General features: G+C 72.2%; 28 protein-coding genes and 1 rRNA gene (1 of these 29 cut by a window edge). 18 read left to right on the top strand and 11 right to left on the bottom strand.

The genetic code is table 11. The annotated features are described in order from the left end of the window. Nucleotides 1-13 precede the first annotated feature (13 nt). The gene (gene argH / locus OG559_RS00155; RefSeq protein ID WP_405110759.1) at nucleotides 14-1,477 is read left to right on the top strand and encodes an argininosuccinate lyase; all 1,464 of its coding nucleotides are present in this window, start codon (nucleotides 14-16) and stop codon (nucleotides 1,475-1,477) included. Between the two features lie 62 nt (nucleotides 1,478-1,539). Here argH and OG559_RS00150 read toward each other — a convergent pair whose 3' ends face one another. Beyond that, nucleotides 1,540-1,893 (bottom strand): MmcQ/YjbR family DNA-binding protein, encoded by a 354-nt coding sequence (locus tag OG559_RS00150; RefSeq protein WP_405116287.1) that lies wholly within the window; start codon nucleotides 1,891-1,893, stop codon nucleotides 1,540-1,542. Further along, nucleotides 1,893-2,390, bottom strand: coding sequence for a DNA-binding protein (locus OG559_RS00145; protein WP_405110756.1), 498 nt, complete (start codon nucleotides 2,388-2,390; stop codon nucleotides 1,893-1,895). The genes OG559_RS00150 and OG559_RS00145 overlap by 1 nt, the downstream gene beginning before the upstream one ends. A 136-nt stretch (nucleotides 2,391-2,526) precedes the next feature. Here OG559_RS00145 and OG559_RS00140 point away from each other — a divergent pair, with 136 nt between their 5' ends. The 5 genes from OG559_RS00140 (at nucleotide 2,527) to OG559_RS00120 (ending at nucleotide 7,701) form a co-directional block, all read left to right on the top strand. Then, nucleotides 2,527-3,036 (top strand): GNAT family N-acetyltransferase, encoded by a 510-nt coding sequence (locus OG559_RS00140; protein WP_405110753.1) that lies wholly within the window; start codon nucleotides 2,527-2,529, stop codon nucleotides 3,034-3,036. A gap of 392 nt (nucleotides 3,037-3,428) precedes the next feature. Continuing rightward, nucleotides 3,429-3,821 (top strand): VOC family protein, encoded by a 393-nt coding sequence (locus OG559_RS00135; protein WP_405116284.1) that lies wholly within the window; start codon nucleotides 3,429-3,431, stop codon nucleotides 3,819-3,821. 364 nt (nucleotides 3,822-4,185) lie between these two features. Continuing rightward, nucleotides 4,186-5,502, top strand: coding sequence for an MFS transporter (locus tag OG559_RS00130; protein WP_405110750.1), 1,317 nt, complete (start codon nucleotides 4,186-4,188; stop codon nucleotides 5,500-5,502). Nucleotides 5,503-5,620: 118 nt separating this feature from the next. Next, nucleotides 5,621-6,718: an FHA domain-containing protein gene (locus OG559_RS00125; protein ID WP_405110747.1), complete on the top strand. Its 1,098-nt coding sequence runs from the start codon at nucleotides 5,621-5,623 to the stop codon at nucleotides 6,716-6,718. Further along, complete coding sequence (locus OG559_RS00120; protein WP_405110744.1) at nucleotides 6,715-7,701, top strand: serine/threonine-protein kinase; 987 nt, start codon at nucleotides 6,715-6,717, stop codon at nucleotides 7,699-7,701. The genes OG559_RS00125 and OG559_RS00120 overlap by 4 nt, the downstream gene beginning before the upstream one ends. Here OG559_RS00120 and OG559_RS00115 read toward each other — a convergent pair. Then, nucleotides 7,685-9,214 (bottom strand): serine/threonine-protein kinase, encoded by a 1,530-nt coding sequence (locus tag OG559_RS00115; RefSeq protein WP_405110741.1) that lies wholly within the window; start codon nucleotides 9,212-9,214, stop codon nucleotides 7,685-7,687. The two genes, OG559_RS00120 and OG559_RS00115, sit on opposite strands and share 17 nt — an antisense overlap. A gap of 360 nt (nucleotides 9,215-9,574) precedes the next feature. Here OG559_RS00115 and OG559_RS00110 point away from each other — a divergent pair, with 360 nt between their 5' ends. From OG559_RS00110 to OG559_RS00085, 6 genes are all read left to right on the top strand, one after another. Further along, a complete protein-coding gene (locus OG559_RS00110) occupies nucleotides 9,575-9,925 on the top strand; it encodes a VOC family protein (protein ID WP_405110738.1) in 351 nt (116 codons plus the stop codon). Nucleotides 9,926-10,038: 113 nt separating this feature from the next. Beyond that, entirely contained in the window at nucleotides 10,039-10,680 is a 642-nt protein-coding gene (locus OG559_RS00105; protein WP_405110735.1) for a DNA-3-methyladenine glycosylase, read from the top strand. A 94-nt stretch (nucleotides 10,681-10,774) separates the two neighbouring features. Continuing rightward, entirely contained in the window at nucleotides 10,775-11,860 is a 1,086-nt protein-coding gene (locus tag OG559_RS00100; RefSeq protein ID WP_405110732.1) for a WD40/YVTN/BNR-like repeat-containing protein, read from the top strand. Then, a complete protein-coding gene (locus OG559_RS00095) occupies nucleotides 11,861-12,136 on the top strand; it encodes a ubiquitin-like small modifier protein 1 (protein ID WP_396673807.1) in 276 nt (91 codons plus the stop codon). A gap of 112 nt (nucleotides 12,137-12,248) precedes the next feature. Further along, complete coding sequence (locus OG559_RS00090) at nucleotides 12,249-13,379, top strand: LLM class flavin-dependent oxidoreductase (RefSeq protein WP_405110729.1); 1,131 nt, start codon at nucleotides 12,249-12,251, stop codon at nucleotides 13,377-13,379. After that, complete coding sequence (locus tag OG559_RS00085) at nucleotides 13,376-13,999, top strand: FMN reductase (protein ID WP_405110726.1); 624 nt, start codon at nucleotides 13,376-13,378, stop codon at nucleotides 13,997-13,999. The genes OG559_RS00090 and OG559_RS00085 overlap by 4 nt, the downstream gene beginning before the upstream one ends. Before the next feature lie 136 nt (nucleotides 14,000-14,135). On the opposite strand, the gene OG559_RS00080 is transcribed toward OG559_RS00085, so the two are convergent. The 3 genes from OG559_RS00080 to OG559_RS00070 form a co-directional block, all read right to left on the bottom strand. Beyond that, a complete protein-coding gene (locus tag OG559_RS00080) occupies nucleotides 14,136-15,020 on the bottom strand; it encodes a universal stress protein (RefSeq protein WP_405110724.1) in 885 nt (294 codons plus the stop codon). Between the two features lie 219 nt (nucleotides 15,021-15,239). Next, entirely contained in the window at nucleotides 15,240-16,136 is an 897-nt protein-coding gene (locus tag OG559_RS00075) for a universal stress protein (protein WP_405110721.1), read from the bottom strand. After that, nucleotides 16,133-17,149 carry an HAD-IC family P-type ATPase gene (locus OG559_RS00070; protein ID WP_405110718.1) on the bottom strand — a complete coding sequence of 339 codons (1,017 nt, stop codon included), beginning with the start codon at nucleotides 17,147-17,149 and terminating at the stop codon, nucleotides 16,133-16,135. The genes OG559_RS00075 and OG559_RS00070 overlap by 4 nt, the downstream gene beginning before the upstream one ends. 211 nt (nucleotides 17,150-17,360) lie before the next feature. Between OG559_RS00070 and OG559_RS00065 the strand changes: the two genes are divergently transcribed. Continuing rightward, nucleotides 17,361-17,837: a cyclic nucleotide-binding domain-containing protein gene (locus OG559_RS00065; RefSeq protein WP_396673801.1), complete on the top strand. Its 477-nt coding sequence runs from the start codon at nucleotides 17,361-17,363 to the stop codon at nucleotides 17,835-17,837. A gap of 66 nt (nucleotides 17,838-17,903) precedes the next feature. On the opposite strand, the gene OG559_RS00060 is transcribed toward OG559_RS00065, so the two are convergent. After that, nucleotides 17,904-18,194 carry a hypothetical protein gene (locus OG559_RS00060; protein WP_405110715.1) on the bottom strand — a complete coding sequence of 97 codons (291 nt, stop codon included), beginning with the start codon at nucleotides 18,192-18,194 and terminating at the stop codon, nucleotides 17,904-17,906. A gap of 161 nt (nucleotides 18,195-18,355) precedes the next feature. Between OG559_RS00060 and OG559_RS00055 the strand changes: the two genes are divergently transcribed. From OG559_RS00055 to OG559_RS00045, 3 genes are all read left to right on the top strand, one after another. Further along, nucleotides 18,356-18,838 (top strand): GNAT family N-acetyltransferase, encoded by a 483-nt coding sequence (locus OG559_RS00055; protein ID WP_405110712.1) that lies wholly within the window; start codon nucleotides 18,356-18,358, stop codon nucleotides 18,836-18,838. Nucleotides 18,839-18,905: 67 nt separating this feature from the next. Continuing rightward, complete coding sequence (locus OG559_RS00050) at nucleotides 18,906-19,547, top strand: hypothetical protein (RefSeq protein ID WP_387019291.1); 642 nt, start codon at nucleotides 18,906-18,908, stop codon at nucleotides 19,545-19,547. A 174-nt stretch (nucleotides 19,548-19,721) separates the two neighbouring features. Next, nucleotides 19,722-21,059: a hemolysin family protein gene (locus OG559_RS00045; protein ID WP_405110709.1), complete on the top strand. Its 1,338-nt coding sequence runs from the start codon at nucleotides 19,722-19,724 to the stop codon at nucleotides 21,057-21,059. An 87-nt stretch (nucleotides 21,060-21,146) separates the two neighbouring features. Here OG559_RS00045 and OG559_RS00040 read toward each other — a convergent pair whose 3' ends face one another. The 4 genes from OG559_RS00040 to OG559_RS00025 form a co-directional block, all read right to left on the bottom strand. Continuing rightward, nucleotides 21,147-21,455 carry a PRC-barrel domain containing protein gene (locus tag OG559_RS00040; RefSeq protein WP_405110707.1) on the bottom strand — a complete coding sequence of 103 codons (309 nt, stop codon included), beginning with the start codon at nucleotides 21,453-21,455 and terminating at the stop codon, nucleotides 21,147-21,149. Beyond that, complete coding sequence (locus OG559_RS00035) at nucleotides 21,442-21,822, bottom strand: hypothetical protein (RefSeq protein WP_405110704.1); 381 nt, start codon at nucleotides 21,820-21,822, stop codon at nucleotides 21,442-21,444. The genes OG559_RS00040 and OG559_RS00035 overlap by 14 nt, the downstream gene beginning before the upstream one ends. Next, nucleotides 21,819-23,045 (bottom strand): NRAMP family divalent metal transporter, encoded by a 1,227-nt coding sequence (locus tag OG559_RS00030; RefSeq protein WP_405110701.1) that lies wholly within the window; start codon nucleotides 23,043-23,045, stop codon nucleotides 21,819-21,821. The genes OG559_RS00035 and OG559_RS00030 overlap by 4 nt, the downstream gene beginning before the upstream one ends. Before the next feature lie 88 nt (nucleotides 23,046-23,133). Continuing rightward, complete coding sequence (locus OG559_RS00025) at nucleotides 23,134-23,517, bottom strand: PaaI family thioesterase (protein ID WP_405116281.1); 384 nt, start codon at nucleotides 23,515-23,517, stop codon at nucleotides 23,134-23,136. Nucleotides 23,518-23,624: 107 nt separating this feature from the next. Here OG559_RS00025 and tyrS point away from each other — a divergent pair, with 107 nt between their 5' ends. Then, on the top strand, nucleotides 23,625-24,932 hold the full coding sequence (gene tyrS, locus OG559_RS00020) for a tyrosine--tRNA ligase (RefSeq protein ID WP_405110699.1): 1,308 nt from the start codon (nucleotides 23,625-23,627) through the stop codon (nucleotides 24,930-24,932). 621 nt (nucleotides 24,933-25,553) lie between these two features. After that, nucleotides 25,554-25,758 (top strand): 16S ribosomal RNA (locus OG559_RS00015); it runs 1,312 nt beyond the window's last position.

The following is a 25,758-nucleotide window of genomic DNA, read 5'->3' as shown; positions in this document are numbered from 1 at the left end:
CGTGGGAACCACAATGGGTGGCGTGGACGACAAGAGCCTCACCGAGAACAGCGCCGCGACCAACCGTACGAGCCTGTGGGGCGGCCGGTTCGCCGGCGGCCCCTCCGAAGCCCTGGCCCGGCTGTCGGTCAGCGTGCAGTTCGACTGGCGCCTCGCCCCGTATGACCTCGCCGGGTCCCGGGCGCACGCCCGGGTCCTGGCGGGCGCGGGCCTGCTCGACCCGGAGGAACTGGGTCGCATCCTCGCCGCCCTGGACGACCTGGAGGCCGCCTGCGCCTCCGGTTCGTTCCGCCCCACCGTGGACGACGAGGACGTGCACACCGCTCTGGAACGCGGGCTGCTGGAGCGCCTCGGCAGCCTCGGCGGCAAGCTGCGCGCCGGCCGGTCCCGCAACGACCAGGTCGCCACCGACCTGCGGCTCTACCTGCGCGACCACGCCCGGGGCGTGGCCGCCCGGCTGGTCGAGCTGGCCGAGGCCCTCACCGAGCAGGCCGAGCGGCACGTCGACACGGCCGCGCCGGGGATGACCCACCTTCAGCACGCCCAGCCGGTCACCTTCGGCCACTGGCTGCTGGCCCACGTGCAGCCGCTGCTGCGCGACCTGGACCGGATGCGGGACTGGGACCACCGGGCCGCGGTCAGCCCGCTCGGGGCGGGCGCGCTCGCCGGTTCCGGCCTGCCGCTGGACCCGGTGGCCGTCTCGAAGGAGTTGGGCTTCCGCACGTCCTTCGCCAACTCGATGGACGCCGTGGCTGACCGGGACTTCGTCGCCGAGTTCCTCTTCATCACCGCGATGATCGGGGTGCACCTGTCCCGCCTCGGCGAGGAGGTGGTGCTGTGGACGTCGCACGAGTTCGGCTGGGTCGAGCTGGACGACGCTTTCGCCACCGGCTCGTCGATCATGCCGCAGAAGAAGAACGCGGACATCGCCGAGCTGGCCCGGGGCAAGTCCGGCCGGCTCGTCGGCGGCCTGGTGAGCGTGCTGACCATGCTCAAGGGCCTGCCGATGGCGTACGACCGGGACATGCAGGAGGACAAGGAGCCGGCCTTCGACGCGGTCGACACCCTGGAACTGCTGCTGCCGGCCCTCGCCGGGATGATCTCCACGATGACCGTCCGCGTCGACCGCCTGGTGGCCGCCGCCCCCGTCGGCTTCTCCCTGGCCACCGAGGTCGCCGACTGGCTGGTCCGCCGCAACGTGCCGTTCCGGGACGCGCACGAGATCACCGGCAGGCTGGTCGCGCTCTGCGCGGTCCGCGAATGCGCCCTCGACGAGGTCTCCGACGCCGACCTGGCGACGGTCAGCGAGCACCTCGACCCGTCGGTGCGCGACGTGCTCTCGGTCTCCTCGGCGCTGGCCGCGCGGATCACCCCTGGCTCCACCGGCCCCGGCCCGGTCGCCGACCAGCTCGCCGCCGCCGCCGACCAGCTCGCCGGCTGGCGGGAGTGGGCCGCCGAGCAGGTAGTGCCCCGCTGACGACGCGTCCTGACGCGGCGCGCGGGAACCCCCCGCGCGCCGCGTCGGTCGCCGCGCCGCGCTCAGCCGGCCGCCGGGCGGTCCCGCTTCGGCAGCTTCGCCACCACCGCCTCGTACGAGGCGTCCACCGCCTCGCGCAGCTCGTCGCCGTCGATCGCGCCGGTCAGTCGCAGGCTGTTCCACCCGAACCTGCCGATGTGCGAGGACGCGACGGCGTCGTCGGGGAACCGGTGTAGCCACTCGTCGGCAATCTCCCGGGTCGGGCCGCACTTGACGCCTACCCGATCGGCCGACTCCGGGCCGAGGAAGGCGAAGATCCGGCCGCCCACCTTCACGACCTCGCCGTCGTCCCAGGGCTGGTCCAGCGACGCCCCCGGCTTCGCCAGGCAGTACGCCAGCAGCTCCGCGCGCTCCATCACCTGCCCCGCCCGTCGTCGTGCCGTACGCCATTGTCTTCCCGCCGACCGTCGTCCGGGGCGTCGCTCCCGGCCCCAGCGTCGACCCGGCCGGTGAGCCGCTCGAAACGCTGCCGGGCGGCCTGTGCCGAGCCGAGCCCGAGGCCGTGGGCGATGGACTGCCAGGTCAGCCCCCGGTCGCGGGCGAGTCGGAGCAGCCCGGCCTCCAGCGCGTCCAGCTCCGCCCGCACGTGCGGCACGAGGGTGAGCGCGGCCACCAGGTCGGCGGAGTCGACCGGCTCCTCGTCGGCGGTCAGCTCGGCCCCGCCGGCGGCCAGCGCGGTCACCAGGGCCACCGCCTCGTACGGGTCCGGCACGTACGGGTTGGTGTGGCGTCGGCGGCGCGTGTCGTCGGACGCGTGCCGCTCGGCGATCCGGGTCAACGCGGCATAGGTGCGCTGCGCCCGGGCGCGGCCGGGGTCGGGGGCGGTGAACGGATCCTGCTGCGTTGCGGTCATGCCACCGAGTCCAGCAGCCAAACTAGCCGTTGTCAACGAAGTGTTTAAAGTTCCTGCTTGCCGAGGTTGGGCCGGCGCAGGAAGCGCGCGCCTCGGCCGCTCGCTGGTTGTGCCGGGCGGGTCGTAAGCTCGCGGGATGGCATCGCTGATCACGGTGACCGCTGATCCGGAGCGAGTGGACGCCGCTGCGCGGATCTGGGCCGAGACCACGGCGGCGCGGGACGGTGCTGAGGACGTCGCGCCGCTTGAGTTGGCTCGTCCACTGATCCGGACTGTGCTGGACAGTTCCCCGCGGTCGGTGCTGCTCGTGGCTGACGACGATGGGCGGACAATCGGATTCGCGGCGATGGAACCGTGGGGGCGGGCCCGCGAGGGTCAAGCGATCGCGGAGGTCCGCTATGTCGGGGTCAGCCCGGGTGCCTGGGGTGCAGGCGTCGGACGACGGCTGATGGCGGCGGTCCCGGCCGTGCTGGCGCAGGCAGGGTACGAGCAGGCGGTGCTGATGGTTTACACCGACAACACGCGGGCCGTGCGGTTGTACGAAGGCCTCGGCTGGCGTGTCCAGGGGACGCCGGTACCGCATCCGCGCAGCGGCAGGCTTGAGCAGTTGTACGTCCTCGACGTATCCGGTGGCGACGCGCGATGAGCCTCAGAGTGGGTCGAGGCGGGCCTTGAGCAGGCAGAACTCGTTGCCTTCGGGCGGGATCGGACACTCCGCGACTTTGCCGGGGCCCTGGGCAGCCGGGCACGGCTGGTGGCATGCAATAGGGAAGCTGAGTTCATCACCCTCACTGCTGCCCTCATGACGAACAGAAGAGCGTGCGGGCAGACGCCCTGAGCTGACCCCTCCGGAGCGGGACCTCCCGGGGGATTCCTGCAAAGGAATTCGGAAAAGGAAAGGGTGCCTATCCGTTGTGGAGGGTGCCCTTTCTGTGCGCGTACTCGATGGCGGTCGGCTTGTCGCAACAGCGCCGGTGGTGGTTGTATGTGGACTCGACGCGTGCAATTCCCGTGGCGGAGAAAAGGGGCATACCTATGATCAGAGTGGCCGTGACCAGTGTCTTCGTCGACGACCAGGAGAAGGCGCTGCGCTTCTACACGGACGTGCTGGGCTTCGCGGTGGGGCACGACGTCCCGCTGGGCGGTGGTGCCCGGTGGCTCACCGTCGTCTCGCCGGCCGACCCCGACGGCGTTCACCTGCTGCTGGAGCCGAACGGCTCGCCGGTGGCGCAGGCGTACCAGCAGGGGCTGCGCGCGGCCGGCCTGCCGGTGATGATTTTCGCCGTGGACGACCTGGCGAAGGAGCACGAGCGGCTCACCGGTCTCGGCGTCACGTTCACCGCCCCGCCGGTCCCGACCGGGCCGGTCGTCTCGGCGGTCCTCGACGACACCTGCGGCAACCTGGTCATGCTTCAGCAGCCGCTCGGCTGAACAGCCGGGCTGCGAAGGCGAGACAGCGCCGAGAAGCCTGTTCCAGCGAGGAAGCACCCCGGTGTAGGCGGGCGGCGGCCAGCGCCGCTCCCGGTTAAATGGCGAGCCACGGCCACCTGACCCCGGTATGGTCTTGGGCGTGCCACGGGAGCGTTCACGCTGCCGGAAATCAACTGCCGCACCAGGCGTAACCCCGGCCCCGCCCGGCGGTTGCCGGGTTGGGTTGATCGGGCGAGTGCTCGCCGACGTACGAGTCAACCGGCCTCCCGAACCGAGCCGGGCCGTTCGCCAGTGCCCCGATGGCGTCACACCCTGCGGTTATCTTTGCCGTCGCCGCTGACGAACTGCCCTGATTGAGGAGACCGTGCCCGAGACAAGTCTTGCCCCCGAGAGCAGTCCCGCGCCGGCACCCGCACACTGGAAACGCAACGTCGCGCTCTTCCTGTCCGGCCAGACCGTGTCGCTGTTCGGTTCAATGGTCGTCCAGTACGTGGTCATGTGGTACGTCACGCTGGAGACCAAGTCCGGCCTGGCGATCGCGCTCTACGCCGTCTGTGCGTTCGCCCCCCAGGGTGTCGTGTCGATCTTCGGCGGGGTGCTGGCCGACCGGATGAACCGCAAGACGCTGACGATCATCGCCGACGCGGGCATTGCGGCGGCGACCCTGGTCCTGGCCCTGTTGATGTTGAACGGCATCACGGAACTGTGGGTGATCCTGCTGGCGGTCGCGGTCCGCTCGTTCGGGGCCGGGGTGCAGACACCGACGGTGCAGGCGATCATTCCGCAGATCGTGCCGGCCGACCAGCTGATGCGGGTCAACGGCATGTTCCAGACCATCAGCTCCGCCATGGCCCTGCTGGCTCCGGCGGTGGCTGCCGCCATCTACGCCGGTTTCGGAGTGGTGCCGGTCTTCTTCCTGGACGTGATCACCGCCGTGCTCGGCATCGGGCTGCTGACCCTGGTCGCGGTGCCCACCCTGGATCGGGCGACAGAGACCACGACCACCTACCGGCAGGACCTGGTCGAGGGCATGCAGTACATCTGGACCCACCGGATCGTCCGCTGGCTACTGCTGGTCTTCGCGATCATCTTCATGCTCACCGTCGCGCCGTCGTTCGTCACGCCGCTGATGGTGGCCCGCACCTTCGGTAGCGAAAAGTGGATGCTGGCCGTACTGGAGATCGCGTTCAGCGTGGGAATGTTGCTCGGCGGAGCGCTGATCTCCACCTGGCTGGCCAAGCGCAGCCGGATCGGACTCATCCTGATCTCCACCTTCAGCTTCGCGATCCTCACCGTGGCGCTGGGCCTCAGCACCAACCTGTGGGTCTTCTACGGCTTCATGTTCTTGTTCGGGCTCGCGGTCCCCCTGTTCTCCACCCCGTTCATGACCTTGATCCAGGAGACGGTGGAGCCGGAGAAGCACGGCCGGGTGTTCAGCTACGTCGGCATCGTGATGGCCCTGGCCACCCCGATCGGCATGGTGGTGTTCGGCCCGCTGGCCGACGTGCTCAGCGTCCAGACCCTGCTGATCGTGGCTGGCCTGGTCACGATCGCCGTGATGATCGTGGCGATCATGGTGCCGTCCGGGCAGGCCGCGATCGCCGCCGCCCGAGCCACGTCGTCGCCAGTGGCCGAGGGCCAAGCTGCCGAGGAGCCGCTGGCAGCCCCTAGCTACATTTAGCAAGATCGGGCTGGAAGAGGCTCACTGTTGGTTCCACAGACGCCACGCAGCACAATGTTCCATTGCGCGAACCGGCTTCGGGCGCTCGCAGCCCGCTTTGGCTGCGTACACTGTGGACGTGTTGATTGAAGAGCATCTAACCACGGTTCCGGACGTGATAGATGTCGTGCTTGATCTATCTAATGTTGTGCGCGAGCGTGGGCTTTGCAGTGAACGGAAAGCCGACCTGCGCCGCCTGCCGGCGTTGGTCAACGGTCTCAAGGTCTACCTGCAGGACGAGACCGTTCGGGTGTACGCCGTGACCGACTGGTCGCTCTGCCGCCGGGAGGACCTGCTGCCGCCGGCCGACAGGCGCGCGCTGAAGCGCTGGATTGATTTCGGCTGGGTCGAGGCCCGGGACGGCGCGGACGATCGCCTCCTTGAGATCGCTGATGTCACCGGTGCCAGGATTGTCAGCCACGACACCTTCAAGGGCAGGCATCGGGTTTTTCCCTGGATCCCGGGCAGCTCCGACCGCTTCCTCGGCATGGCGCCCGACGGCGACGGCGTCCGGGTCATCGCGCGGGAGATCCCGATCTACCCTGAACATCTGCTGTCCAGCGCCGAGGAGCATGATCTGCTGCGGGAGGCAGGGCTGTACGACCGGGAACGCCAGCTGCGGCGCGCCCCTCTGTCGCGTGCTTGGCTGTGTCCCGAGCCGGACTGCCCGCTTTTCGGCGCCGAACGTGCCGATGGCCAACCGCTTCCGGTGTACCGCAACGGTCGGGTGTGCTGCCCGACGCACCGGCAGACGATGGCCGACCTCGGCCCGCTCGTACGCCCGTTGCAGATCAAGGTATCTGTGGACCGTAAAGTGGTCGATCGTTTTCAGGTGCCGCCGGGAGAGCCGGTGATCGTCAGCCGGGAGTTGCTCCAGCGCGTGCCAGCGGCGCTCCTGGAGTGGATCAGCCGGCGTCACGCCGAGATCCGCTGGGACGGCCAGGCGCTGACGATAACCGATCTACGCAGCAGCCACGGTGTGCGCATCAAAGGCCGCCGGCTCGCGCCCGGCCGGCCGGAGCGGTGGAACTTCCGCGATGCGGCCGCCCTGCATGACCGGGTCAAGCTGGTGGTCAGCGGCCGACACTACGTCTTTGACGTCGGGCCGTCATCGCCTGCCGAGCCGCCCGCTGTGGCGTTCGACGCGCAGACTCGCGAGCACCGGGATCACCCGTGATCGGCTGGCGGCTGGATGATCGCTACATCCTTAATGAGTGCATCGGCGCCGGCGGCTTCGGGCAGGTCTTCCTGGCACGGGACACGAAAATGGACCGGGATGTCGCGATCAAGGTGGTCAAGGATGAGGGAGAGCCGGCTCACCTCGCCCGGTTGCTGCGCGAAGCGAAGGTGCTCGCCGGGATCCGGCACCCCAACATCGTCTACATTCTCGATGTCGGTGACAGTTACATCGTCATGGAACGGCTCACCGGTCCGGATCTGCTGAAGTTCGTGAAGCCGCGGCTGCCGCTCCCGGTGGACGAGGCGGCCAGCTACGGGGTCGCGCTGGCCGGCGCTTTGACGGTCCTGCACGACCGGGCGGACCCGATCGTGCATCGCGACATCAAGCTGGACAACATCATGCTGGACGGTGAGCGCGGCCGTCAGCAGGTCAAGCTGGTCGACTTCGGGCTCGCCGCCGCCCCGAACCTGACCCGGGTGACCCAGATCGGTGTGGTGGTCGGCACGCCTGGCTACATGGCGCCGGAGCGGCGCAAGGGACTGCTCAGCGGTCCGCCCTCCGATGTCTACGCGCTCGGCGTTACCCTGCACGTGCTGCTCAGTGGGTCGATGCCGGTCGCGGCGGACCCGAGCTCCGGACGGGCCGCCCGATCGCTCGCGCAGCTGCGGCCGGCGCTGCCGCCAGGCCTGGCGGACCTCGTCGATCGCATGCTCGCCGCTGATCCGGCCGTGCGACCCGGCGCGGCGGAGGTCCGCGACGCCCTGGCCAGTGTCGGCGGGGCGCGGGCCGCGGCGGAGGCCGTCGCCTCCCGGCTGGCCGGCCAGTTCACTGAGATCCAGGTCCAGTTCGGTCAGGGACGCGAGGCTTTCGCGGCCTTCGCGCTGGTGCGGCTGCTTGCTCGGGCTGGGGCGGAGCTGGGCTCCGACCATTCGCTGGTACGTCGTATCAAGGCGTATGCCGAACTCAGGCGAACTCCGTAGTGGCCCACACCGTCGCCTTCGCGGTGTTCCCCGCGGTGAAGCCGCCACTGATTTTCGTGATGGTGGCGTAGCCCACCAGGCCCTTTTCGGTCTGGAAACAGAAGATCGAGTTCTTCTGGACCACGAGACGGGTGGTCCCGACCGTCGAGATCAGGTCATGGCAGGTCCGGGGCGATGGCTGGGCGCCCGCGGGCAGGTGCGCGACGCTGGTCTCCCGTCCGCCGCCGATTCCGTCGATCGTGGATTCCAGGTCATTAGTAAGGCCGAGTTCCAGGTCGATCACGCCGGCGTTCGGGTCCACGGTGGGAGGGATCCGGTCCATGTCGATGCCATCGCGGTTGATCCGGATGACGCCCGTCCACCCGACCTCGTCCGCTGTCGGAGATGGAGATGGGGACGGAGATGGCGGGCTGGCCGCCGCCGCTGTGCCGCTGACCTGAGCAGCCGGCGTCGATGACGAGCCGGCCAGCTCCTCGGGGTCCCTTCCCGGGTCGGCTGTTGACCCCGCGAGCAGTTTGACCGTGACCAGGATCGCTGCCGTCAACACCACGGTCGCGGCTCCGGCGGCGATCAGCCACCGCAGGGCGCTGTTCCGGCGGGGCAGGACCTCAGCCGGCGGTGCGGGTTGGGCCGCGATGCGAGCCAGCTCCGCCGTACGTGCGGCGATGTCGGTCGTCATCGCCGGAGGCAGCCAGCCCTCGGCCGGCCTGGGCGTGCCGGCGCATTCGGCGATCACCTCTGCGGTGGTCGGCCGACCGGTGGGGTCGACCGACAGGCAACGCTCGATCAGGCTTCGCAGCTCCTGCGGGCAGCCGGTCAGGTCCGCCTCGCCGTTGGTGATCCGCAGGAGCTGGCTGGCAAACGTCCCGTCACCGTAGGCTGATCGGCCGGTCGCGGCGAAGTACGCGATCGCGCCGAGGGCGAAGACGTCAGAGGCTGGCACGGCCTCCCGACCGAGCGCAACCTCCGGAGCCATGAAGCCGGGCGTGCCGATGGGCGTGCGCGTCATGAGGCTCTTGGTGATGTCCGTCGCGCGGGCGATGCCGAAGTCGATGACCCTCGGGCCGTCGGCGGCGATGATGACATTGCCTGGCGAGAGGTCCCGGTGGATGACATCGCATGAGTGGATGTTCTGCAGCGCGGAGGCTATCGCAGCGATCAGCGTCTGCGCGGTTGACAGCGGCAGGGGGCCATACGCGCGTACTGCGTCCAGCAGCGTCGGCCCGATCACGTATGCCGTCGCCAGCCAGGGCACGGGCGCGTCCGGGCCGGCTTCCAGCAGCGGCGCCGTGTACCGGCCCGATACTTCCTGGGCCGCCCGTACCTCGTGCGCGAACCTGGCTCGGAAGGCCGGATCATCGGCGTACTCCGGGCGTATCACCTTGATGGCCAGCGGGCGTCCTCCCGGCGCGAAGCTGAGGTAGACCTCGCCCATGCCTCCGGCACCGAGCCGGGCGCGCAGGCGATACCCGCCGATCTCTCGCGGATCGCGATTGTTCAAGGTGGACAGCACAGGCATCAGCCTAAGGCAATGCCGTCTCCATGGGGCGGCCGTGTTGCCGGATGACGCGTTGAAGAGCGGGTCGAGCATGTCGAGGCAGGCGTTGAGCCATTCTCATCGTGGGTAGCGGGCGTCCCCGGCGGCTTGGAGGGCGAGGACGGGCCTGGATGATCGGGGTGACGGGGCGGGGGAGGGTATCGCCGTTGCGCAGGTGGGCCAAGGCCATCAGCGCTTGCTGCTGTGCGGGCAGCCGACGCCAACGACCGCCGAGCGCGCGGCGTCGATCGGGGATCAGCTCGGTCGGGCAGGTCGGGCTTCGCGTGGACAGCGGGATGCTGGAAGGATAGGTCAGCAACGAAGCCGTGCTGGGCAGTGCGTCTTGGTCGGCTGCTGTCCTACCGGGAGTTTCGTCCTATCTGGAGCAACGACGCGCCGCCGCGCACCTGCTCAGGCGCTCTTGATCACGATGAAAATCCCGACGGCGTCCACCTGCTGCTGGAGCCGAACGGCTCGCCGGTGGCGCAGGCGTACCAGCAGGGGCTGCGCGCGGCCGGCCTGCCGGTGATGATTTTCGCCGTGGACGACCTGGCGAGGGAGCATGAACGGCTCACCGGTCTCGGCGTCACGTTCACCGCCCCGCCGGTCCCGACCGGGCCGGTCCTCTCGACGGTCCTCGACGACACCTGCGGCAACCTGGTCAGCCTCCAGCAGCCGCTCGGCTGAACCGCCTGGAGCCGGGAACCCCGGAGCGCGACGGCCGCCGGGGTGGTGGACGACGCGGTCGCCGGGGCGGTGGTCGCCGGGCGCACCGGACCGCCCCCGGTTAGGCTCGGGCCATGGTGTCGCCCTCCGCCAGGCCGACGCGCGACGTCGGCCTCGCCGCGCTGGCCGAGCTGCTGGCCGGGCCGGTCGTGCCGGCCGCCCGGGGCCTGCTCGGCTGCCGGCTCTCGACCGACGGGGTCACCGTCCGGATCACCGAGGTCGAGGCTTACGCCGGCACGGCCGGCGATCCGGCCTCGCACGCGCACCGGGGCCGTACCCCGCGTAACGCCGTGATGTTCGGCCCGGCCGGGCACGCCTACGTCTACTTCACCTACGGCATGCACTGGTGCGTGAACGTGGTGACCGGGCCCGACGGGGAGGCGTCGGCGGTGCTGCTGCGGGCCGGCGAGGTGATCGAGGGCGTCGAGGCGGCCCGGGCCCGGCGCACCGCCGTACGCCGGGACGTGGACCTGGCCCGCGGGCCGGCCCGGCTCTGCGCCGCCCTCGGCATCGACAAGGCGGTGTACGGGTGCCACCTGCTCGGCGACGGGCCCGTGCGGCTGCGCCCGGCTGCCGAGCCGGTGCCCGACGCGGCGATCGCGGCCGGCCCCCGGGTCGGGGTGACCGGCGCGCACGACGTGCCCTGGCGGTTCTGGATCTCCGGCGACCCGACGGTGAGCGGGTACCGCCGGCACGTGCCCCGCTCCCGCCGCTGAGCCGGCGGCGACCGCCCCGGTGCGTCTGCCGGGATTCTGTCGGGCCCCGTGGCCATAATCACGCCACCTGCCCCGGCTGACCGGAGGAACGCCCATGACGACCCTGCTCGCGATCGGCACCGGCAAGGGGCTCTTCCTCGCCACCAGCACCGACGGCCGTCGAAGTTGGCAGATCGGCGGCCCGCACTTCCCGATGACCGGGGTCTACGCGGTGGCGGTGGACAAGCGGCGCGCCGTTCCCCGCCTGCTCGCCGGGACGTCCAGCTCACACTTCGGGCCCAGCCTGGCGACCAGCGACGATCTGGGGTCGACCTGGCAGGAGCCCGAGCACGCCCCGGTCGCCTTCCCGGCCGACGCCGCGGCGAGTCTCGGTCGGGTCTGGCAGATCACCCCCGGCGGGCCGGCGGAGCCGGACGTGGTCTGGGCCGGCACCGAGCCGTCGGCGCTGTTCCGTTCCGTCGACGGCGGGCGCACCTTCGAGCTGGTCCGCGGGCTCTGGGACCATCCCCACCGCCCGCAGTGGGGCGCGGGTTTCGGCGGGCAGGCGGTGCACAGCGTCCTGCCGCACCCGCGCGACCCGGCCCGGCTCGTGGTGGCCATGTCGACCGGCGGGGTCTACCGGTCCGACGACGCGGGGGCGAGCTGGGCCCCGGGCAACACCGGCATCCACGCCCGCTACCTGCCCGACGAGTGGCCCGAGTTCGGCCAGTGCGTCCACAAGATCGCCCGGGACGCCGGCGACCCCGAGCGGCTCTACGCCCAGAACCACCACGGGGTCTACCGCTCCGACGACGGGGGGCGCACCTGGGCCTCGATCGCCGCCGGCCTGCCCAGCGACTTCGGCTTCCCGATGGTGGCCCATCCCACCCGCCCCGGCATGATCTGGTCGTTCCCCCTCGCCGCCGACTCGGAGCGCTTCCCGGTGGACCACCGCTGCCGGGTCTACCGGTCCGCCGACGCCGGTGGGACGTGGGAGCCGCTCTCCGCCGGCCTGCCCGACGGCCCGTTCTACCCGGCGGTGCTGCGCGACGCGATGTGCGCCGACGACGCCGACCCGGCCGGGGTCTACTTCGGCACCCGCTCCGGCGAGGTCTATGCCAGCCGCGACGAGGGCGACTCCTGGTCCCTGGTCGCCGCCCACCTGCCCGACGTGCTCTGCGTCCGGGCCGCGGAGGTCTGAGTGGTCACCGTCCTGGTGCCCGGTCCGCTGCGCGGCGAGGTCGGCGGGGCGGCGCGGCTCACCGTCCGGGCCCACGGCACGCTGCGGGACGTCCTCGACGAACTGGCCGACGGCTGGCCCCGGCTGTCCCGCCGCCTCCGCGACGAGCGTGGTGACCTGCGCCGGTACGTCAACGTCTACGTCGACGGGGAGGACTGCCGGCACGCCGGCGGCCTGGCCGCGCCGGTCCGCCCCGGTGCCGAGGTGCGGGTGCTTCCCTCGGTGGCCGGCGGCTGACTCCGGCCCGGCCGGCGGGGCCCCGCCCGACGGAATAGTTGACTCGTCAAATAGGTTGTGCGCTGCGTCCGAGGGTAGCCAGACGGCCCCGGTAGTCAGCGAGGAGTGGGTCATGCAGTTCGGGATCTTCAGCGTCGGAGACGTCACCGTCGACCCGACCAACGGGCGGGAGCCGTCCGAGCATGAGCGGATCAAGGCGATGGTGACGATCGCCCGCAAGGTGGAGGAGGTCGGCCTCGACGTCTTCGCCACCGGCGAGCACCACAACCCCCCGTTCGTGCCGTCGTCGCCCACCACCATGCTGGGTTGGATCGCGGCCCGCACCGAGCGGCTGCTGCTCTCCACCGCGACCACGCTGATCACCACCAACGACCCGGTGAAGATCGCCGAGGACTACGCGATGCTCCAGCACCTGGCCGACGGCCGGGTCGACCTGATGCTCGGCCGGGGCAACACCGGCCCGGTCTACCCGTGGTTCGGCAAGGACATCCGCGCCGGCATCCCGCTGACCATCGAGAACTACGACCTGCTGCACCGGCTGTGGCGCGAGGACGTCGTCGACTGGTCCGGCAAGTTCCGTACCCCGTTGCAGTCCTTCACCGCCACGCCGCGCCCGCTCGACGGGGTGCCGCCGTTCGTCTGGCACGGCTCGATCCGCAGCCCGGAGATCGCCGAGCAGGCCGCGTACTACGGCGACGGCTACTTCGCCAACCACATCTTCTGGCCCCCCGAGCACACCCAGCGGATGGTCGGGCTCTACCGGGAGCGCTTCGCCCACTACGGGCACGGCTCGCCGGAGCAGGCGATCGTGGGGCTCGGCGGGCAGGTGTTCATGCGGCGCAACTCGCAGGACGCGGTGCGGGAGTTCCGTCCGTACTTCGACAACGCCCCCGTCTACGGTCACGGCCCGTCGCTGGAGGAGTTCACCGAGCAGACCCCGCTGACCGTGGGCAGCCCGCAACAGGTGATCGACCGCACTCTGGGATTCCGCGACTACGTCGGCGACTACCAGCGGCAGCTCTTCCTGATCGACCACGCCGGCCTGCCGCTGAAGACCGTGCTGGAGCAGCTCGACCTCCTCGGCGAGGAGGTGGTCCCGGTGCTGCGCCGGGAGTTCGACGCGCTGCGCCCCGCGCACGTGCCCGAGGCGCCCACCCACGCGTCGCTCGTCGCCGCCCGGGCCGCAGAGTCGGCCGCCGCCGGTTCTGCCGCCGTCGGGTCGGGGACGGAGGCCAGCCGATGAGCCGTCGAACCCTGGCCGTGGTGTCCGCCGGGCTCTCCCAGCCCTCGTCCACCCGGCTGCTCGCCGACCAGCTCGCCGCGGCCACCCGCGACGAGCTGGCCGGGGCGGGCGTCGAGGTCGAGCTGCGCCCGGTCGAGCTGCGCGACCACGCCCACGACGTGGTGAACAACCTGCTCACCGGCTTCCCGTCGCCGGCGCTGCGGCAGGCCCTCGACGCGGTAGCCGGGGCCGATGGTGTCGTCGCGGTCACGCCGATCTTCAACGGGTCGTACAACGGGCTGTTCAAGTCGTTCTTCGACGTGCTCGACTCCGGATCGCTGGTGGACCGGCCGGTGCTGATCGCCGCCACCGCCGGCACGGCCCGGCACTCCCTGGCCCTGGAGCACGCCCTCCGGCCGATGTTCGCGTACCTGCGGGCGGTGGTCGTGCCCACGGCGGTCTTCGCCGCGCCGGAGGACTGGTCCGGTGGGACCGCCGAGGGCGCCCTGCGCGCCCGCATCGTTCGCGCGAGCGGGGAGCTGGCCGACCAGGTGCGGCGGCGGCCCACCGCCGCCCCGCCCGACCCGTTCGCGCTCACCACCAGCTTCGACGACCTGCTCGCCGGCCGCGACCGGCCCTGACCGGAGCCGGCCCGTAACCCCACCCCGCCGGCCGCCCTCGGTCCCGGTCGACGTTGACCGGCGCCGACGGGCCGGCGCCGACGGGCCGGCGCCGTCGGGGCCGGGGTGGTCGGGGCCGGGGTGGTCGCCCGGCCGCTCAGCCGGCGTCAGCCGGGTACGGGTGGGCGACCAGCACCGGGCAGTGCGCGTGCTGCACCAGCGCCTGGCTGACCGAGCCGAGCAACAGCCCGGCGAAGCCCCCGCGCCCACGGGAGCCGACCACCACCAGGGTCGCGTCCCCGCTCGCCTCGATCAGCGCCTGCTCGGGCTTGGCCGCCCGCAGAGACCGCCGCTCGACGGTCAGGCCCGGGTGCGCCGCCTCGACCTCGGCGGCGGCCCCGTCGAGCAGGTCCGTCGAGTCGGCCCGGGCCGCCGCCCCCGACTCCGCGACCTCGTCGGGCACCGGGCGGGCGTCGTCGGCCGGTGCGGCGTGCGCCAGCACCAGGTTGATGCCCCGGTGGGCCGCCTCGGCGGCGGCGAGGGCGACGGCGAGCCGCCCCGGCTCCGACCCGTCCACCCCGACGACCACCGGGCCGCCGACCGGGATCGGCTGCTCCTCGGGGCGGACGACCAGCACCGGGCAGTGCCCGTGCCCGGCCACCTGGGCGCTGACCGAGCCGACGAGCAGGCCGGCGAAGCCGCCCAGCCCTCGGCTGCCGACCACCACCAGCTCCGCCCGGCGGGACTCCTCGACCAGGCTCGCCGCAGGACCGCCGGCCACCTGGCGCACCTCGACGTCCACGGCGGGCCAGCGCCCGCGCAGCTCGGACGCCATCCGGTCGAGCATCCGCCGGGACTCGTCGGTCGGCGCGGGCACCCCGAGGTCGTACGGGTTGATCGGCACGCCATAGCCGAGCGGGTGCAGGTAGCCGTGCACCAGCAGCAGGGGCCGGGACCGCCATGCGGCCTCCTGCGCCGCGTGCTCGGCGGCGACCAGGCTCGACGGCGATCCGTCCACGCCCACCACGACAGGTCGGTTCATCAGCTCTCCCGGGCTCGATCAGAGGCCATTGTCGACGGCCTTGCCGCCGATCACCGGCATTTGCCCGGACACGCCGCCGGGCACGCCCGCCGGGAAGGAGGCCGGAGGTCGTCCCGGCAGACGTCGTGCCCGGCCCGGTGCCCGTCACCAGGACACCCGTCGTGCCCACGCCGGGCGGGGGAGCGGCCGACGCGGGCACGACACGGGTACGACGCGGGGTCAGCCGTGGTCGGCGTCCCGGCGGTGCCGCACGATCGCCAGCGGGGAGCGGGCGTGGTGCAGCACGGCGTGGCTGACCGAACCGAGGAACAGCCCGCCCCACGCGCCCCGGCCGTGCGCGCCGACCACGGTCAGCTGGGCGGACGCGGACTCCTCGACCAGCATCCGGGCCGCCGCGCCCTGGACCAGGCGCCGCCGCACCCGCACCTGCGGGTACCGCTCCGACCAGCCGGCGACTGCCTCGGCGAGCGCCCGCTCCTCCTCCTCGACCAGCGCGTCGACGTCGTACGCCGGGGGCAGGACCTCGCCGGAGCCGACCGGCGTGGGGTAGAGCCAGCTGTGCACCGCCACCAGGTCGGTGTTGCGCAGCGCCGCCTCCTCGAAGGCGAATCCGATGGCCTCGGTGGACAGCGCCAAGCCGTCGACGCCCACCACCACCGGTCCGTCGGCACGGGCCTCGCCGCGCACCACGAGCACCGGGCAGTCGGCCCGCGCCGACACCTGGACCGCCGACGAGCCGACCAGCAGCTCGGCGAAGCCGCCGAGGCCGCGGGAACCGAGCACCAGCAGCGCCGCGTCGCGGGACTCCCGCAGCAGCACCGGGGTGGGGGAGCCGTCGACGATTTCGCCGACCACGTCGACCTCGGCAGAGACCTTCTTCGCCTCGGCGACCGCCTCGGCGACGATTTCCTGCGCGTGATTGCGCGGCCCCGCCTCGGGCGGGCTGCCAGCCAACGCTCCGAGCGCGGCGCCGATCAGCGGCCAACTGAGGGCGTGCACCACCCGCAGCGGGCGGTTGCGCGCCGTGGCCTCGCGGCTCGCCACCCGGACCGCGTCCAGGGCCGAGGCGGAACCGTCCACAGCCACCACGACCGGGGCACCGCAAACGTTGGTCATCGCATCCTCCTTCGTCCGGTTCCAGCCTGCTCCGGTGCGGGCGCGACGGTCAGGGCCGCTGGCCCCGACCTGCGGGCCTTTGGTCCCGGGTCCCCGTCGCCAGCGGGGTCGGGCACCGCGTCGGCGGGGCCGGGATCCTCGCGGGGCTCCGCCGAGGTGGGGCCCGGTCCGGTGTGGGCGCCGCCTCGGCGCGGGCGCAGCAGGCGCAGCGCCAGCCCCGGCAGCACGGCGACCGCCGCGCACGCCGCCAGCTCGGTCGCCCCGAGCGGGTCGGTGCCGAGCAGCGTCCGCAGCGGCTCGACCAGCACCCCGCCGACCTGGAGCAACGCCGAGCCGGCCACCGCGACCAGCAGCGCCGGGTTGCCCGCCCGCCCGCCTGCAGGCCGGGGCGCCCGGACCGCCAGCGCCACCCCGAGCTGCGCCAGGCCCAGGACCACGAACACCACCGACTGCCAGGGGCGGTCCCACCGGGCGGCGGCCACCCCGGCACCGAGCACCACGGCCGCGATCAGCCCGCCGGTGACCAGGACGTCCCGGCCCAGGCCGGCGCCCAGCACCGACTCCTGCGGCGAGCGCGGCGCGCGGCGCAGCGTCCCCGGCTCGGCCGGCTCCGCCCCGAGCGCCACGCCCGGCACCCCGTGGGTGAGCAGGTTGATCCAGAGGATCTGCGCCGGCAGCAGCGGCACGGGCAGCCCGAACAGCGGGCCGAGCAGCATCACCGCGATCTCGGCGACCCCGCCGGAGAGGGCGTAGCGCAGGAACCGGCGGATGTTGTCGTAGATGCGCCGGCCCTCGCCGATCGCGGCGGCCACGGTGGACAGCTCGTCGTCGACCAGCACCAGGTCGGCGGCCTGCCGGGCCACCTCCGTGCCCCCGCCCATCGCCACCCCGATGTCGGCGCGGCGCAGCGCCGGGGCGTCGTTGACCCCGTCGCCGGTCATCGCCACCACGTGCCCCCGGGACTGCAACCCGGCGATGATGTCGAGCTCCCTGTTGCCCCCGCGACGCGTCACCGGGCACGCCATCCCCTCCACGGTCGTCCGTGCGAGCCGCCGGCGGCAGGGGCGTTGCGCCCGGGCGGCCCGGGACCAACGGCCCTGCCCCCGACAGCGCACGAGGGGTTCGGATGGGGGTGGGACCATCGACAGGAGGTCGAAGCTGTCCACCGTTACGAGGTTCCCGGGCGATGCGCGGGGGCCCCGCGCCGAGGCGAGAAGAGGCGCCATGACCCCGCTAGACATGCTCCGCGACCACCCGTTCCTGGCCGACGTCCCCGAGCCCTGGCTGACCCGGCTGACCGGGTACGCCCGACCCGTCGTCTGGCACCCCGGCCACCGGCTGTTCCGGGCCGGTCAGCCCGCCGAGCGGTTCTGGCTGGTCCGGGGCGGGGAGGTCGCCCTGGACTTTCCGGTGCCCGGTCGTGGGGACGTGGGGATCGAGACGATCGGCCCGGGCGGGGTGCTCGGCTGGTCCTGGCTCTTCCCGCCGTACCACTGGCAGTTCGGGGCGGTGGCCGTGCGGCGCAGCACCGCCGTCGAGTTCACCGCCGTCGGGGTGCGCCGGCTGATGGAGTCCGACGACGCGTTCGGCCGGCAGCTCACCGCCCGGTTCATGAGCGTGGTGGTGGACCGTCTCCAGGCGTCCCGGGTACGCCTGCTGGACCTGTACGGCTACCCCGCGGCCCTGCCCCCGACGGGCTGACCGCCCCGTCCCGCGCCGCCCGTCCCGTGGGCGGGGCGAAGGGCGGCAGCTCCCGGAGGGCCCCCGTCACCCGTCGTGGGTGGACCCCCGGGCGGGATCGCCGCCGACGCGCCGGCGCACGATCAGCTCGTCGACCTCCAGCCGCCCGATGCGCAGCTCCCGAATGACGGCCCGACGGATCGTCAGCCGACCGATCGCGACGACGGCCACGGCGACGGCCCCGCCGGCCAGCGCCGCGACGGCGAGCGAGCCGGTCGCGGCCGCGCCCACCGCCCGCGCCCCGACCGCGAGGGCACCCGTGGCGTGCGCCGGTGCCACCCGGGTCCGGAGCCAACGGGACGTCCCTGATCCGTTCATGTCGTGATCCTGCCACGGCCGGCTGTCCCCTTCGTACCTGCCGCCGCCCGCCACGCCGACCCCACCCATGCCTTCCGGCCTTGGCGTGACGCAAACCTCTTGATCAGCCCGTCGGTGAGGGAGGGCGCCCGGCCCGTCCCAGCGGCCGGTACCCTGCCCCGGTGACCGCCGAGGACCTGCGCCTGCGCCCGGTATGCGACGACGACCTGCCCCACCTCTTCGCCTTCGAGCAGGACCCGGAGGCCAACCGGGTGGCCGCCTTCGGCCCCGCCGACCCGACCGACCGGGCGGCGTTCGACGCGCACTGGCGGCGCATCCGCGCCGACCCGGCCATCGTCACCCGCACCGTCACCGTCGACGGCGCGGTCGTGGGCCACGTGGCCGCCTTCCCCGTCGAGGCCCAGACCGAGGTCAGCTACTGGATCGACCGGGCCCGCTGGGGTCGCGGTTACGCCACCCGGGCCCTCGCCACGCTGCTGGCCGAGCTGCCGCAGCGACCGGTGCACGCCCGCGCCGCCAAGGACAACGCCGCCTCCCTCGCCGTGCTGCGCAAGTGCGGCTTCGTCGTCCGCGGCGAGGACCGGGGGTACGCCAACGGTCGCGGCGCCGAGATCGAGGAATGGGTCCTGGAACTCGCCGGCTGACCCGGGCGCGGCAAATTGGGCTGCGCACCAGCAGGCGGACTCAGCCGGTTACCACTAGTCTCGCGGGGTGAACTGGCTGGACTTGATCGGCTGGATCGGCTCCGCGCTGCTGGTCTGGTCGCTGCTGCAGGCGCGCGTCCTCCGGCTGCGTGCGCTCAACCTCGTCGGCTGCCTCGTGCTGATCGGCTACAACGCCGCCCTCGCCGTCTGGCCGATGGTCGGGCTCAACGTGGTGCTCGCCGTGATCAACGTGTGGTACCTGCGGAAGATGCTCGCCACCCGGCACGACGAGCAGACGTACGAGGTGGTGGAGGTGGGGGTCGACGACCAGTTCCTGGCCCACACCCTGCGGGTGCACGCCGCCGACATCGCCCGGTTCAACCCCGGCTTCCGCTGGGGCGGGCACCCCACCCGGCGTTCGGCGTTCCTGGTGGTCCGGGCCGACGAGGTGGTCGGGGTGGTGCTGTCGCACGCCGAGGGCGACGACGTCGCCCAGGTCGACCTGGACTACGTCACCCAGCGGTTCCGTGACTTCACCCCCGGTGAGTTCGTCTACCGGCGCAGCAGCCTCTTCACGGACCGGGGATTCCACCGGGTGGTCAGCCCGCCCGGCATGGTCGCCCCCTACTATTCCCGGCTCGGCTTCCGCCCCGTGGGCGGCTCCTACGTACTCGATCTGCCCGCCCCGCCCGTCGCCGACCGGGTCTGACCCGCCGCTCGCGGAACCCTGACCAGCAGCTCGGCCCGGATGATCGGCCGGTTCGCGGGGGCAGGGTTCGCGGACCCGCGCACGGGGCACAGAGAGCCCTACGCCGGCCGGGTCCTCGGGCGGCGCCGCCGGTCCTACCCGACCGGGTCGTCCTCGTGAGGGAGAGAACCGGGCGTGCAGAGCTACTGGAGCCAACTGGCCCTGGTCGGAGTCCTGGTCGTCCTCAACGCGATCTTCGCCGGCAGTGAAATGGCGCTGGTCTCGCTGCGGGACAGTCAGATCCAGCGGTTGGAGCGCACGAGCCGGGCCGGGCGGGTGCTGGCCCGTCTCGCCAAGGACCCCAACCGCTTCCTCGCCACGATCCAGATCGGCATCACCCTGGCCGGCTTCATGGCCTCGGCCGCCGCGGCCGTCTCCCTGGCCAAGCCACTGGTGCCGCTGCTCGGGGTGTTCGGCAGCGCCGCCGACACCGTCGCCATCGTGGCGGTCACCCTGGTCCTGACCTTCGTCACCCTGGTCTTCGGCGAACTGGCGCCCAAGCGGATCGCCATGCAGGCCGCCGAGCGCTGGGCGCTGCTGGTGGCCCGCCCGCTGGACCTGCTGGCCACCCTCACCCGGCCGGCCGTCTGGGCGCTCGGCACCACCAGCGACCTGGTGGTCCGCCTCGTCGGGTTCAACCCGAAGCACGAGCCGGACGAGATCGGCCCCGACGAGCTGCGCGACATCGTCGCCGGCAACCACGGCTTCACCAAGGAGCAGCGGACCATCATCGCCGGCGCGGTGGAGATCGCCGACCGGCGGCTGCGCGCGGTGCTCGTACCCCGGTTGCAGGTCTTCACGCTCGACAGCGGGACCACCGCGGAGGCCGCGCGGCTGGTGCTGGCCGCCACCGGGCACTCCCGCGCGCCGGTGGTGCGCCACGGCGGCCTCGACGACGCGGTCGGCGTCATCCACCTGCGCGACCTGGTCGGCGTGCCCGACGACCGTCCCGTCGACGAGTGCGCCCGCCCGCCGATGCTGCTGCCCGACTCGCTGCCGGTGGTCGACGCGTTGCGCCAGTTCAAGGCCGAACGCCAGCACATCGCCCTGGTCGTCGACGAGCGCGGCGCGGCCGACGGGATCGTCACCCTGGAGGACATCCTGGAGGAGATCGTCGGCGAGATCTACGACGAGACCGACCGGGACGTGCACGGGGTACGCACCGAGGCCGACGGCGCGATGCTGCTGCCCGGCACCTTCCCGGTGCACGACCTGCCCGACATCGGCGTCGACCTGCCCGGCCGACCGGCCGGCGACTACACCACGGTCGCCGGACTGGTGCTCACCCTGCTGGGGCACATCCCCACCGTCGCCGGCGAGGACGTCACCAGCGACGGTTGGGAGCTGCAGGTCGCCGACATCGACCACCGGGCCATCACCGCGGTACGGCTGCGCCGGGCCGCCGCACCTACGGAGCCGGACGCCGCCGAGACCCAGGACGCCGAACCCGCCCTCGACCCGGCACGCGGCTGACCCGACGCCTCGGCGTGCCGGCCCACGCCTCGGCGCGGAGGCCGGACCCGACGCCTCGGCGTGCCGGCCCGGCAGCACCTCCGGGGCTCAGGGCGGGTCCCCGAACGGGAAGCCGGGCACCGGCGGAACCAACCGGATCATGTCGGTCGGCACCTGCTGGCTGTTCCGGCCGAGCAGCCGGGCCACCCAGCGGATCAGCCACGGCCCCGACGGGTGCCGCTCGGGGCCGATCAACCGGCCGACCATCCGGCTGTACCAGTGCCTCGCGACGACCACGTCGGTCAGCCGCAGCCGCCCGTCCGGGCCGTCCCCGCGCACCACCACGTCCACCACCCGGCCCAACCGCCGCCCGCGCAGGTCGTACGCGGTCCGGCCGAGCAGCTCACCCGCTCGCACGGTGCGATCCCGGGATCCGGTCGATCAGGTGCCGGCGCAGCCACTCCTCCATCGGGGAGCCGGGCAGCTCGTCGAGGCCGACCCGCAGCCGAACCGCGCTGTCCACCCGCTCCACCAGGGGGTACGGGACGCGCAGCGGCGGCACCGGCGGGTCGTCGACCAACCGGTCCGCCACCGCGAGGAGGAGCCGCCCGACCCGGCCGCCGATCCGCTGCGCGAGCGCCCCCTGCCCGCTCAGCAGGGCGGCCACGTACGGCGTTCCGTCGGTGTCGACCCCGAACTCCACGTCGTCGACCTTGCCGACCAGCCGCCCGTCCCGGTCGACGATCTGCCGGTCGAGCAACTGCCGGCCGACCTGCATCCTCATCGGCCCATCCTCGTCGCCAACGCCAGCGGGATCGCCGCCACCGCCGCGGCGACGATGAGCAGCAGGAACACCGCCCCCAGCAGGTTCAACACCGGCCCGTTCACCCGGTCGCCCAGGTACGTCCGGTCGTTCGCGACGATCAGGATCGGCAGGTACGTCAGCGGCAGCGCCACCGCAGTGATGATCAGCATGTACTCGGTCAGCGTCACCGGGTCGACCGTGGTCAGCAGCACCAGCACCCCGAGCAGCACGCTGACCAGCAGCACGCTGTGGAACCGGGCTGCCTCCCGCGGGCTCACCCGCTTGCCCCACTGCCAGCCGAAGTACTGCGCGGCGGCGTACGCGGCGCCCAGCCCGGTCTCCAGCGCGGCGCCGAAGGTCACCGCGAAGAACGCCAGCACCGCCACGGCCAGCCCCACGCCCCCGAACGCGAGCACCACCGGCTGCGCCACCTGGTCGAGGGAGTCCAGCGACGCCCCGCTCGGGTGGTACACCACCGCCGCCGTGGCGATCAGCGACAGGGCGAGGAACCCGCCGACCGGGAAGCCGATCAGCACGCTGGTCCGGGCGTCGGCCAGGTCCGCTTCGCCCCAGTTCTCCTCCACCCCGCCCGAGGAGAAGAAGAACACCTCGTACGGGCTGACCGTCGAGGCGAACAGGGCCACCGCCACGAACCAGTACGCCCCCCAGCCCTGTCCCGCCGCCCCGCCGTGCAGCGCGCCCCGGCCGAGCGCCGCCCAGTCGGTCGGCAGCCAGAACAGCGCCACCGCGAACACCACCAGGGTCAGCCCGGCCAGCCCGAACACCCGCTCCATCAGCTGGAAGCGCATCCGCCACAGCACCAGCCAGACGGCCAGGGCGGCGACCGGCACCCAGATCAGGTAGCTCACCCCGGAGGCCAGTTGCAGGGCCAACGCCACGCCGCCCAGCTCGGCGGCGAGGGTCAGCACGGTCACCAGGTAGGAGGCGACCAGGTTGAGCAGCGCCACCCGCGGCCCCAGCCGCTCCCGGACCAGGTCGAACACCGCCCGACCGCTGACCGCCGCGATCCGTCCGGCCATCTCCGCGTACGCGCAGATGCCGACCACCCCGAGCAGCAGCACCCAGGCGTGCGCCATGCCGAAGCGCGCCCCCGCCTGGCTCGCCGCCACCAGGTCGCCGATGTCCACGAACCCACCGACGGCGGAGAGCACGCCGAGCGTGGCGGCGAGGAGCTTCTTCACCTCGGGTACTGGTCAGCGAATGCCATCGCCGCGACGATAACCGGGCGTACCGCCCTTCATGCCCCGAACCGGGCATCCGGCGGGTGGCTCAGTCTGCGGTCAGGTTCTGCAACCGGACCTGCCCCCGGGAGACCAGCCGCCCGGCGGCGTCGGAGATCTCCACCTGCCAGAGCTGCTGGCTGCGGCCCCGGTGCACCGGCGTGCCGACGGCCGTCAGCTCGCCGTCGCGCACCGCCCGCAGAAAGTCCGTCTGGTTCGACACCCCGACCACCCGGCCCCGCTCGCCCAGCCACAGCGAGCCACCGATGCTCGCCGCCGTCTCCACCACCGCGCAGTACACCCCGCCGTGCTGGATGCCGTGGGGCTGGTGCAGCTCGGGGCGGACCCGCCACCGGATGACCACCCGGTCCCCGCTCACCTCGTCGAACTCCAGGCCGAGCAGGGCCATGAAGCCCCCGGCCGGGTCGGGCATCTCCACGACGGCTCCTCCTCGGGTACGGAAGGGGCCAGCCTAGCCAACCGTGATCAGAGCCAAACCCGGTACGGCTCGACCCCGGGGATGGGGGAGAATCGGTGACCGTGACCGACAGCAGCCCCCCGCCGACCGCGCGGGACCCCCTGACCGAAGACCTGCAGTGGCGAGGCCTCATCCAGGACTCGACCGGCCCCGACGAGCTGCGCGCGCTGCTCGACGGCGGGGTCGCCACCTTCTATGTGGGCTTCGACCCGACGGCGGCGAGCCTGCACGTCGGCCACCTCATGCAGGTCGCCACGGCCCGCCGGCTCCAGCTCGCCGGGCACCGGCCGCTGCTGCTCGTCGGCGGGGCCACCGGCCAGATCGGTGACCCCAAGGAGAGCGCCGAGCGGACGTTGAACCCGCCCGAGGTGGTCGCCGGCTGGGTGGGCCGCATCCGCGACCAACTCTCGCCCTTCGTGTCGTACACGGGGGAGAACGCGGCGCAACTGGTCAACAACCTGGACTGGACAGCCGAGATGTCGGTGGTCGAGTTCCTCCGCGACGTCGGCAAGCACTTCCCGGTGAACAAGATGCTGGCCCGGGAGGTGGTCAGGGCCCGGTTGGAGAGCGGCATCAGCTTCACCGAGTTCAGCTACCAGCTCATCCAGGCCAACGACTTCTACGAGCTGCACCGCCGGCACGGCTGCCAGCTACAGTTCGGCGGCTCCGACCAGTGGGGCAACATCACCGCCGGAGTGGACTACGTCCGGCGCCGGGGGGCCGGGCCGGTGCAGGCCTTCGTCACCCCGCTGGTGACCAAGGCCGACGGCACGAAGTTCGGCAAGACCGAGGGCGGCGCCGTCTGGCTCGACCCCGAGCTGACCAGCCCGTACGCGTTCTACCAGTTCTGGCTCAACGCCGAAGACCGGGACGTGGTCCGCTACCTGCGCTACTTCAGCTTCCGCCCCCGTGAGGAGATCGAGCAGCTGGAGAAGGAGACGGCGGAGCGGCCGGCGGCCCGGCTCGCCCAGCGGGCCCTCGCCGAGGAGCTGACCACCCTGGTGCACGGCGAGCGGGAGATGGCCCAGGCGGTCGCCGCCAGCCAGGCGCTGTTCGGCCGGGGGGCGCTGGACGAGCTGACCCCGGAGACGCTGCGGGCGGCGCTGACCGAGGCCGGGCTCGTCCACCTCACCGAGCTGCCCGACGTCGCCGGCCTGCTCAAGGAGTCGGGCCTGGTGTCGAGCATGAAGGAGGCCCGGCGGGTGATCGCCGAGGGCGGCGCGTACGTCAACAACAACCGGATCACCGAGGTCGACGCCGGGGTCTCTCCGGCGGACCTGCTGCACGGCCGGTACCTGGTGCTGCGCCGCGGCAAGAAGTCCTTCGCCGGCGTCGAGCTGCTCGACCAACCAAGTACGTCGAAAGTGTGACGCGGGACGCCCCCGGCTGATTTGACGAGCAATCAGCCGGGGGCGTAACTTTCTCTCTGCCAGCGCGGAACGGACGAAACGGGCGGAAGCCCGCTAGGCCGGAGCGCGGGAATGAGCTTCGGGCGGCGAGGGTGGTATTCCTCGGGGCCCGGGCCGGGCGGGGCCCCGGATCTGCCGCAGGGCGGATTTGGCGAGGCGAGACCGACCGGGTATGGTTCATCGCCGGTAGGGCACCGGGCAAGCTAGCGGGTAACCGCAGCGGCCGGCCTGCCGGAAACCACGAACAAGGCGGCGAAAGTCGGCGAATGCGTGGTGCCCGTAAATTGGGTGGAAGCGGGTCGGATCGGGTTACACCGGTTTGACACAGCGGAAATCGGCGGGTAACGTAGTAAAAGTGCCCGGCGCGAGAGCGGCGGGTGCGGGTACGGTAAAGCCCCGGACGGGGCCCTCCTGGTGGGGGTTTTCGGATGGTGTGTGGTTGTTCTTTGAGAACTCAACAGGGTGCTTGATAAGCCAGTGCCAATTATGATTTATACCCGGGCTGGTCGGGCTTTAGGGCTTCGGCTGGTTTGGATTCCTTTGGCAACACTTTTGTTGCCGGGACAGTTTTTCAACAAGTTTTTGTTGGAGAGTTTGATCCTGGCTCAGGACGAACGCTGGCGGCGTGCTTAACACATGCAAGTCGAGCGGAAAGGCCCTTCGGGGTACTCGAGCGGCGAACGGGTGAGTAACACGTGAGCAACCTGCCCTAGGCTTTGGGATAACCCTCGGAAACGGGGGCTAATACCGAATATGACTGCTGGCCGCATGGCTGGTGGTGTAAAGT

The sequence above is a fragment of the Micromonospora sp. NBC_01405 genome, assembly GCF_045040155.1.
Lineage (GTDB): Bacteria > Actinomycetota > Actinomycetes > Mycobacteriales > Micromonosporaceae > Micromonospora.
This window is presented reverse-complemented; position numbering and strand designations above follow the sequence as displayed.

Bases quoted from the DNA above. Each gene is read 5' to 3' on its own strand.
- OG559_RS00140 (WP_405110753.1), top strand. From the start codon at position 2,527: ATGGCATCGCTGATCACGGTGACCGCTGATCCGGAGCGAGTGGACGCC.
- OG559_RS00080 (WP_405110724.1), bottom strand. From the start codon at position 15,020: ATGAACCGACCTGTCGTGGTGGGCGTGGACGGATCGCCGTCGAGCCTG.
- OG559_RS00105 (WP_405110735.1), top strand. From the start codon at position 10,039: ATGGTGTCGCCCTCCGCCAGGCCGACGCGCGACGTCGGCCTCGCCGCG.
- OG559_RS00100 (WP_405110732.1), top strand. From the start codon at position 10,775: ATGACGACCCTGCTCGCGATCGGCACCGGCAAGGGGCTCTTCCTCGCC.
- OG559_RS00035 (WP_405110704.1), bottom strand. From the start codon at position 21,822: ATGAGGATGCAGGTCGGCCGGCAGTTGCTCGACCGGCAGATCGTCGAC.
- OG559_RS00075 (WP_405110721.1), bottom strand. From the start codon at position 16,136: ATGACCAACGTTTGCGGTGCCCCGGTCGTGGTGGCTGTGGACGGTTCC.
- argH (WP_405110759.1), top strand. From the start codon at position 14: ATGGGTGGCGTGGACGACAAGAGCCTCACCGAGAACAGCGCCGCGACC.
- OG559_RS00085 (WP_405110726.1), top strand. From the start codon at position 13,376: ATGAGCCGTCGAACCCTGGCCGTGGTGTCCGCCGGGCTCTCCCAGCCC.
- OG559_RS00090 (WP_405110729.1), top strand. From the start codon at position 12,249: ATGCAGTTCGGGATCTTCAGCGTCGGAGACGTCACCGTCGACCCGACC.
- OG559_RS00025 (WP_405116281.1), bottom strand. From the start codon at position 23,517: ATGCCCGACCCGGCCGGGGGCTTCATGGCCCTGCTCGGCCTGGAGTTC.
- OG559_RS00150 (WP_405116287.1), bottom strand. From the start codon at position 1,893: ATGGAGCGCGCGGAGCTGCTGGCGTACTGCCTGGCGAAGCCGGGGGCG.
- OG559_RS00145 (WP_405110756.1), bottom strand. From the start codon at position 2,390: ATGACCGCAACGCAGCAGGATCCGTTCACCGCCCCCGACCCCGGCCGC.
- OG559_RS00065 (WP_396673801.1), top strand. From the start codon at position 17,361: ATGACCCCGCTAGACATGCTCCGCGACCACCCGTTCCTGGCCGACGTC.
- OG559_RS00060 (WP_405110715.1), bottom strand. From the start codon at position 18,194: ATGAACGGATCAGGGACGTCCCGTTGGCTCCGGACCCGGGTGGCACCG.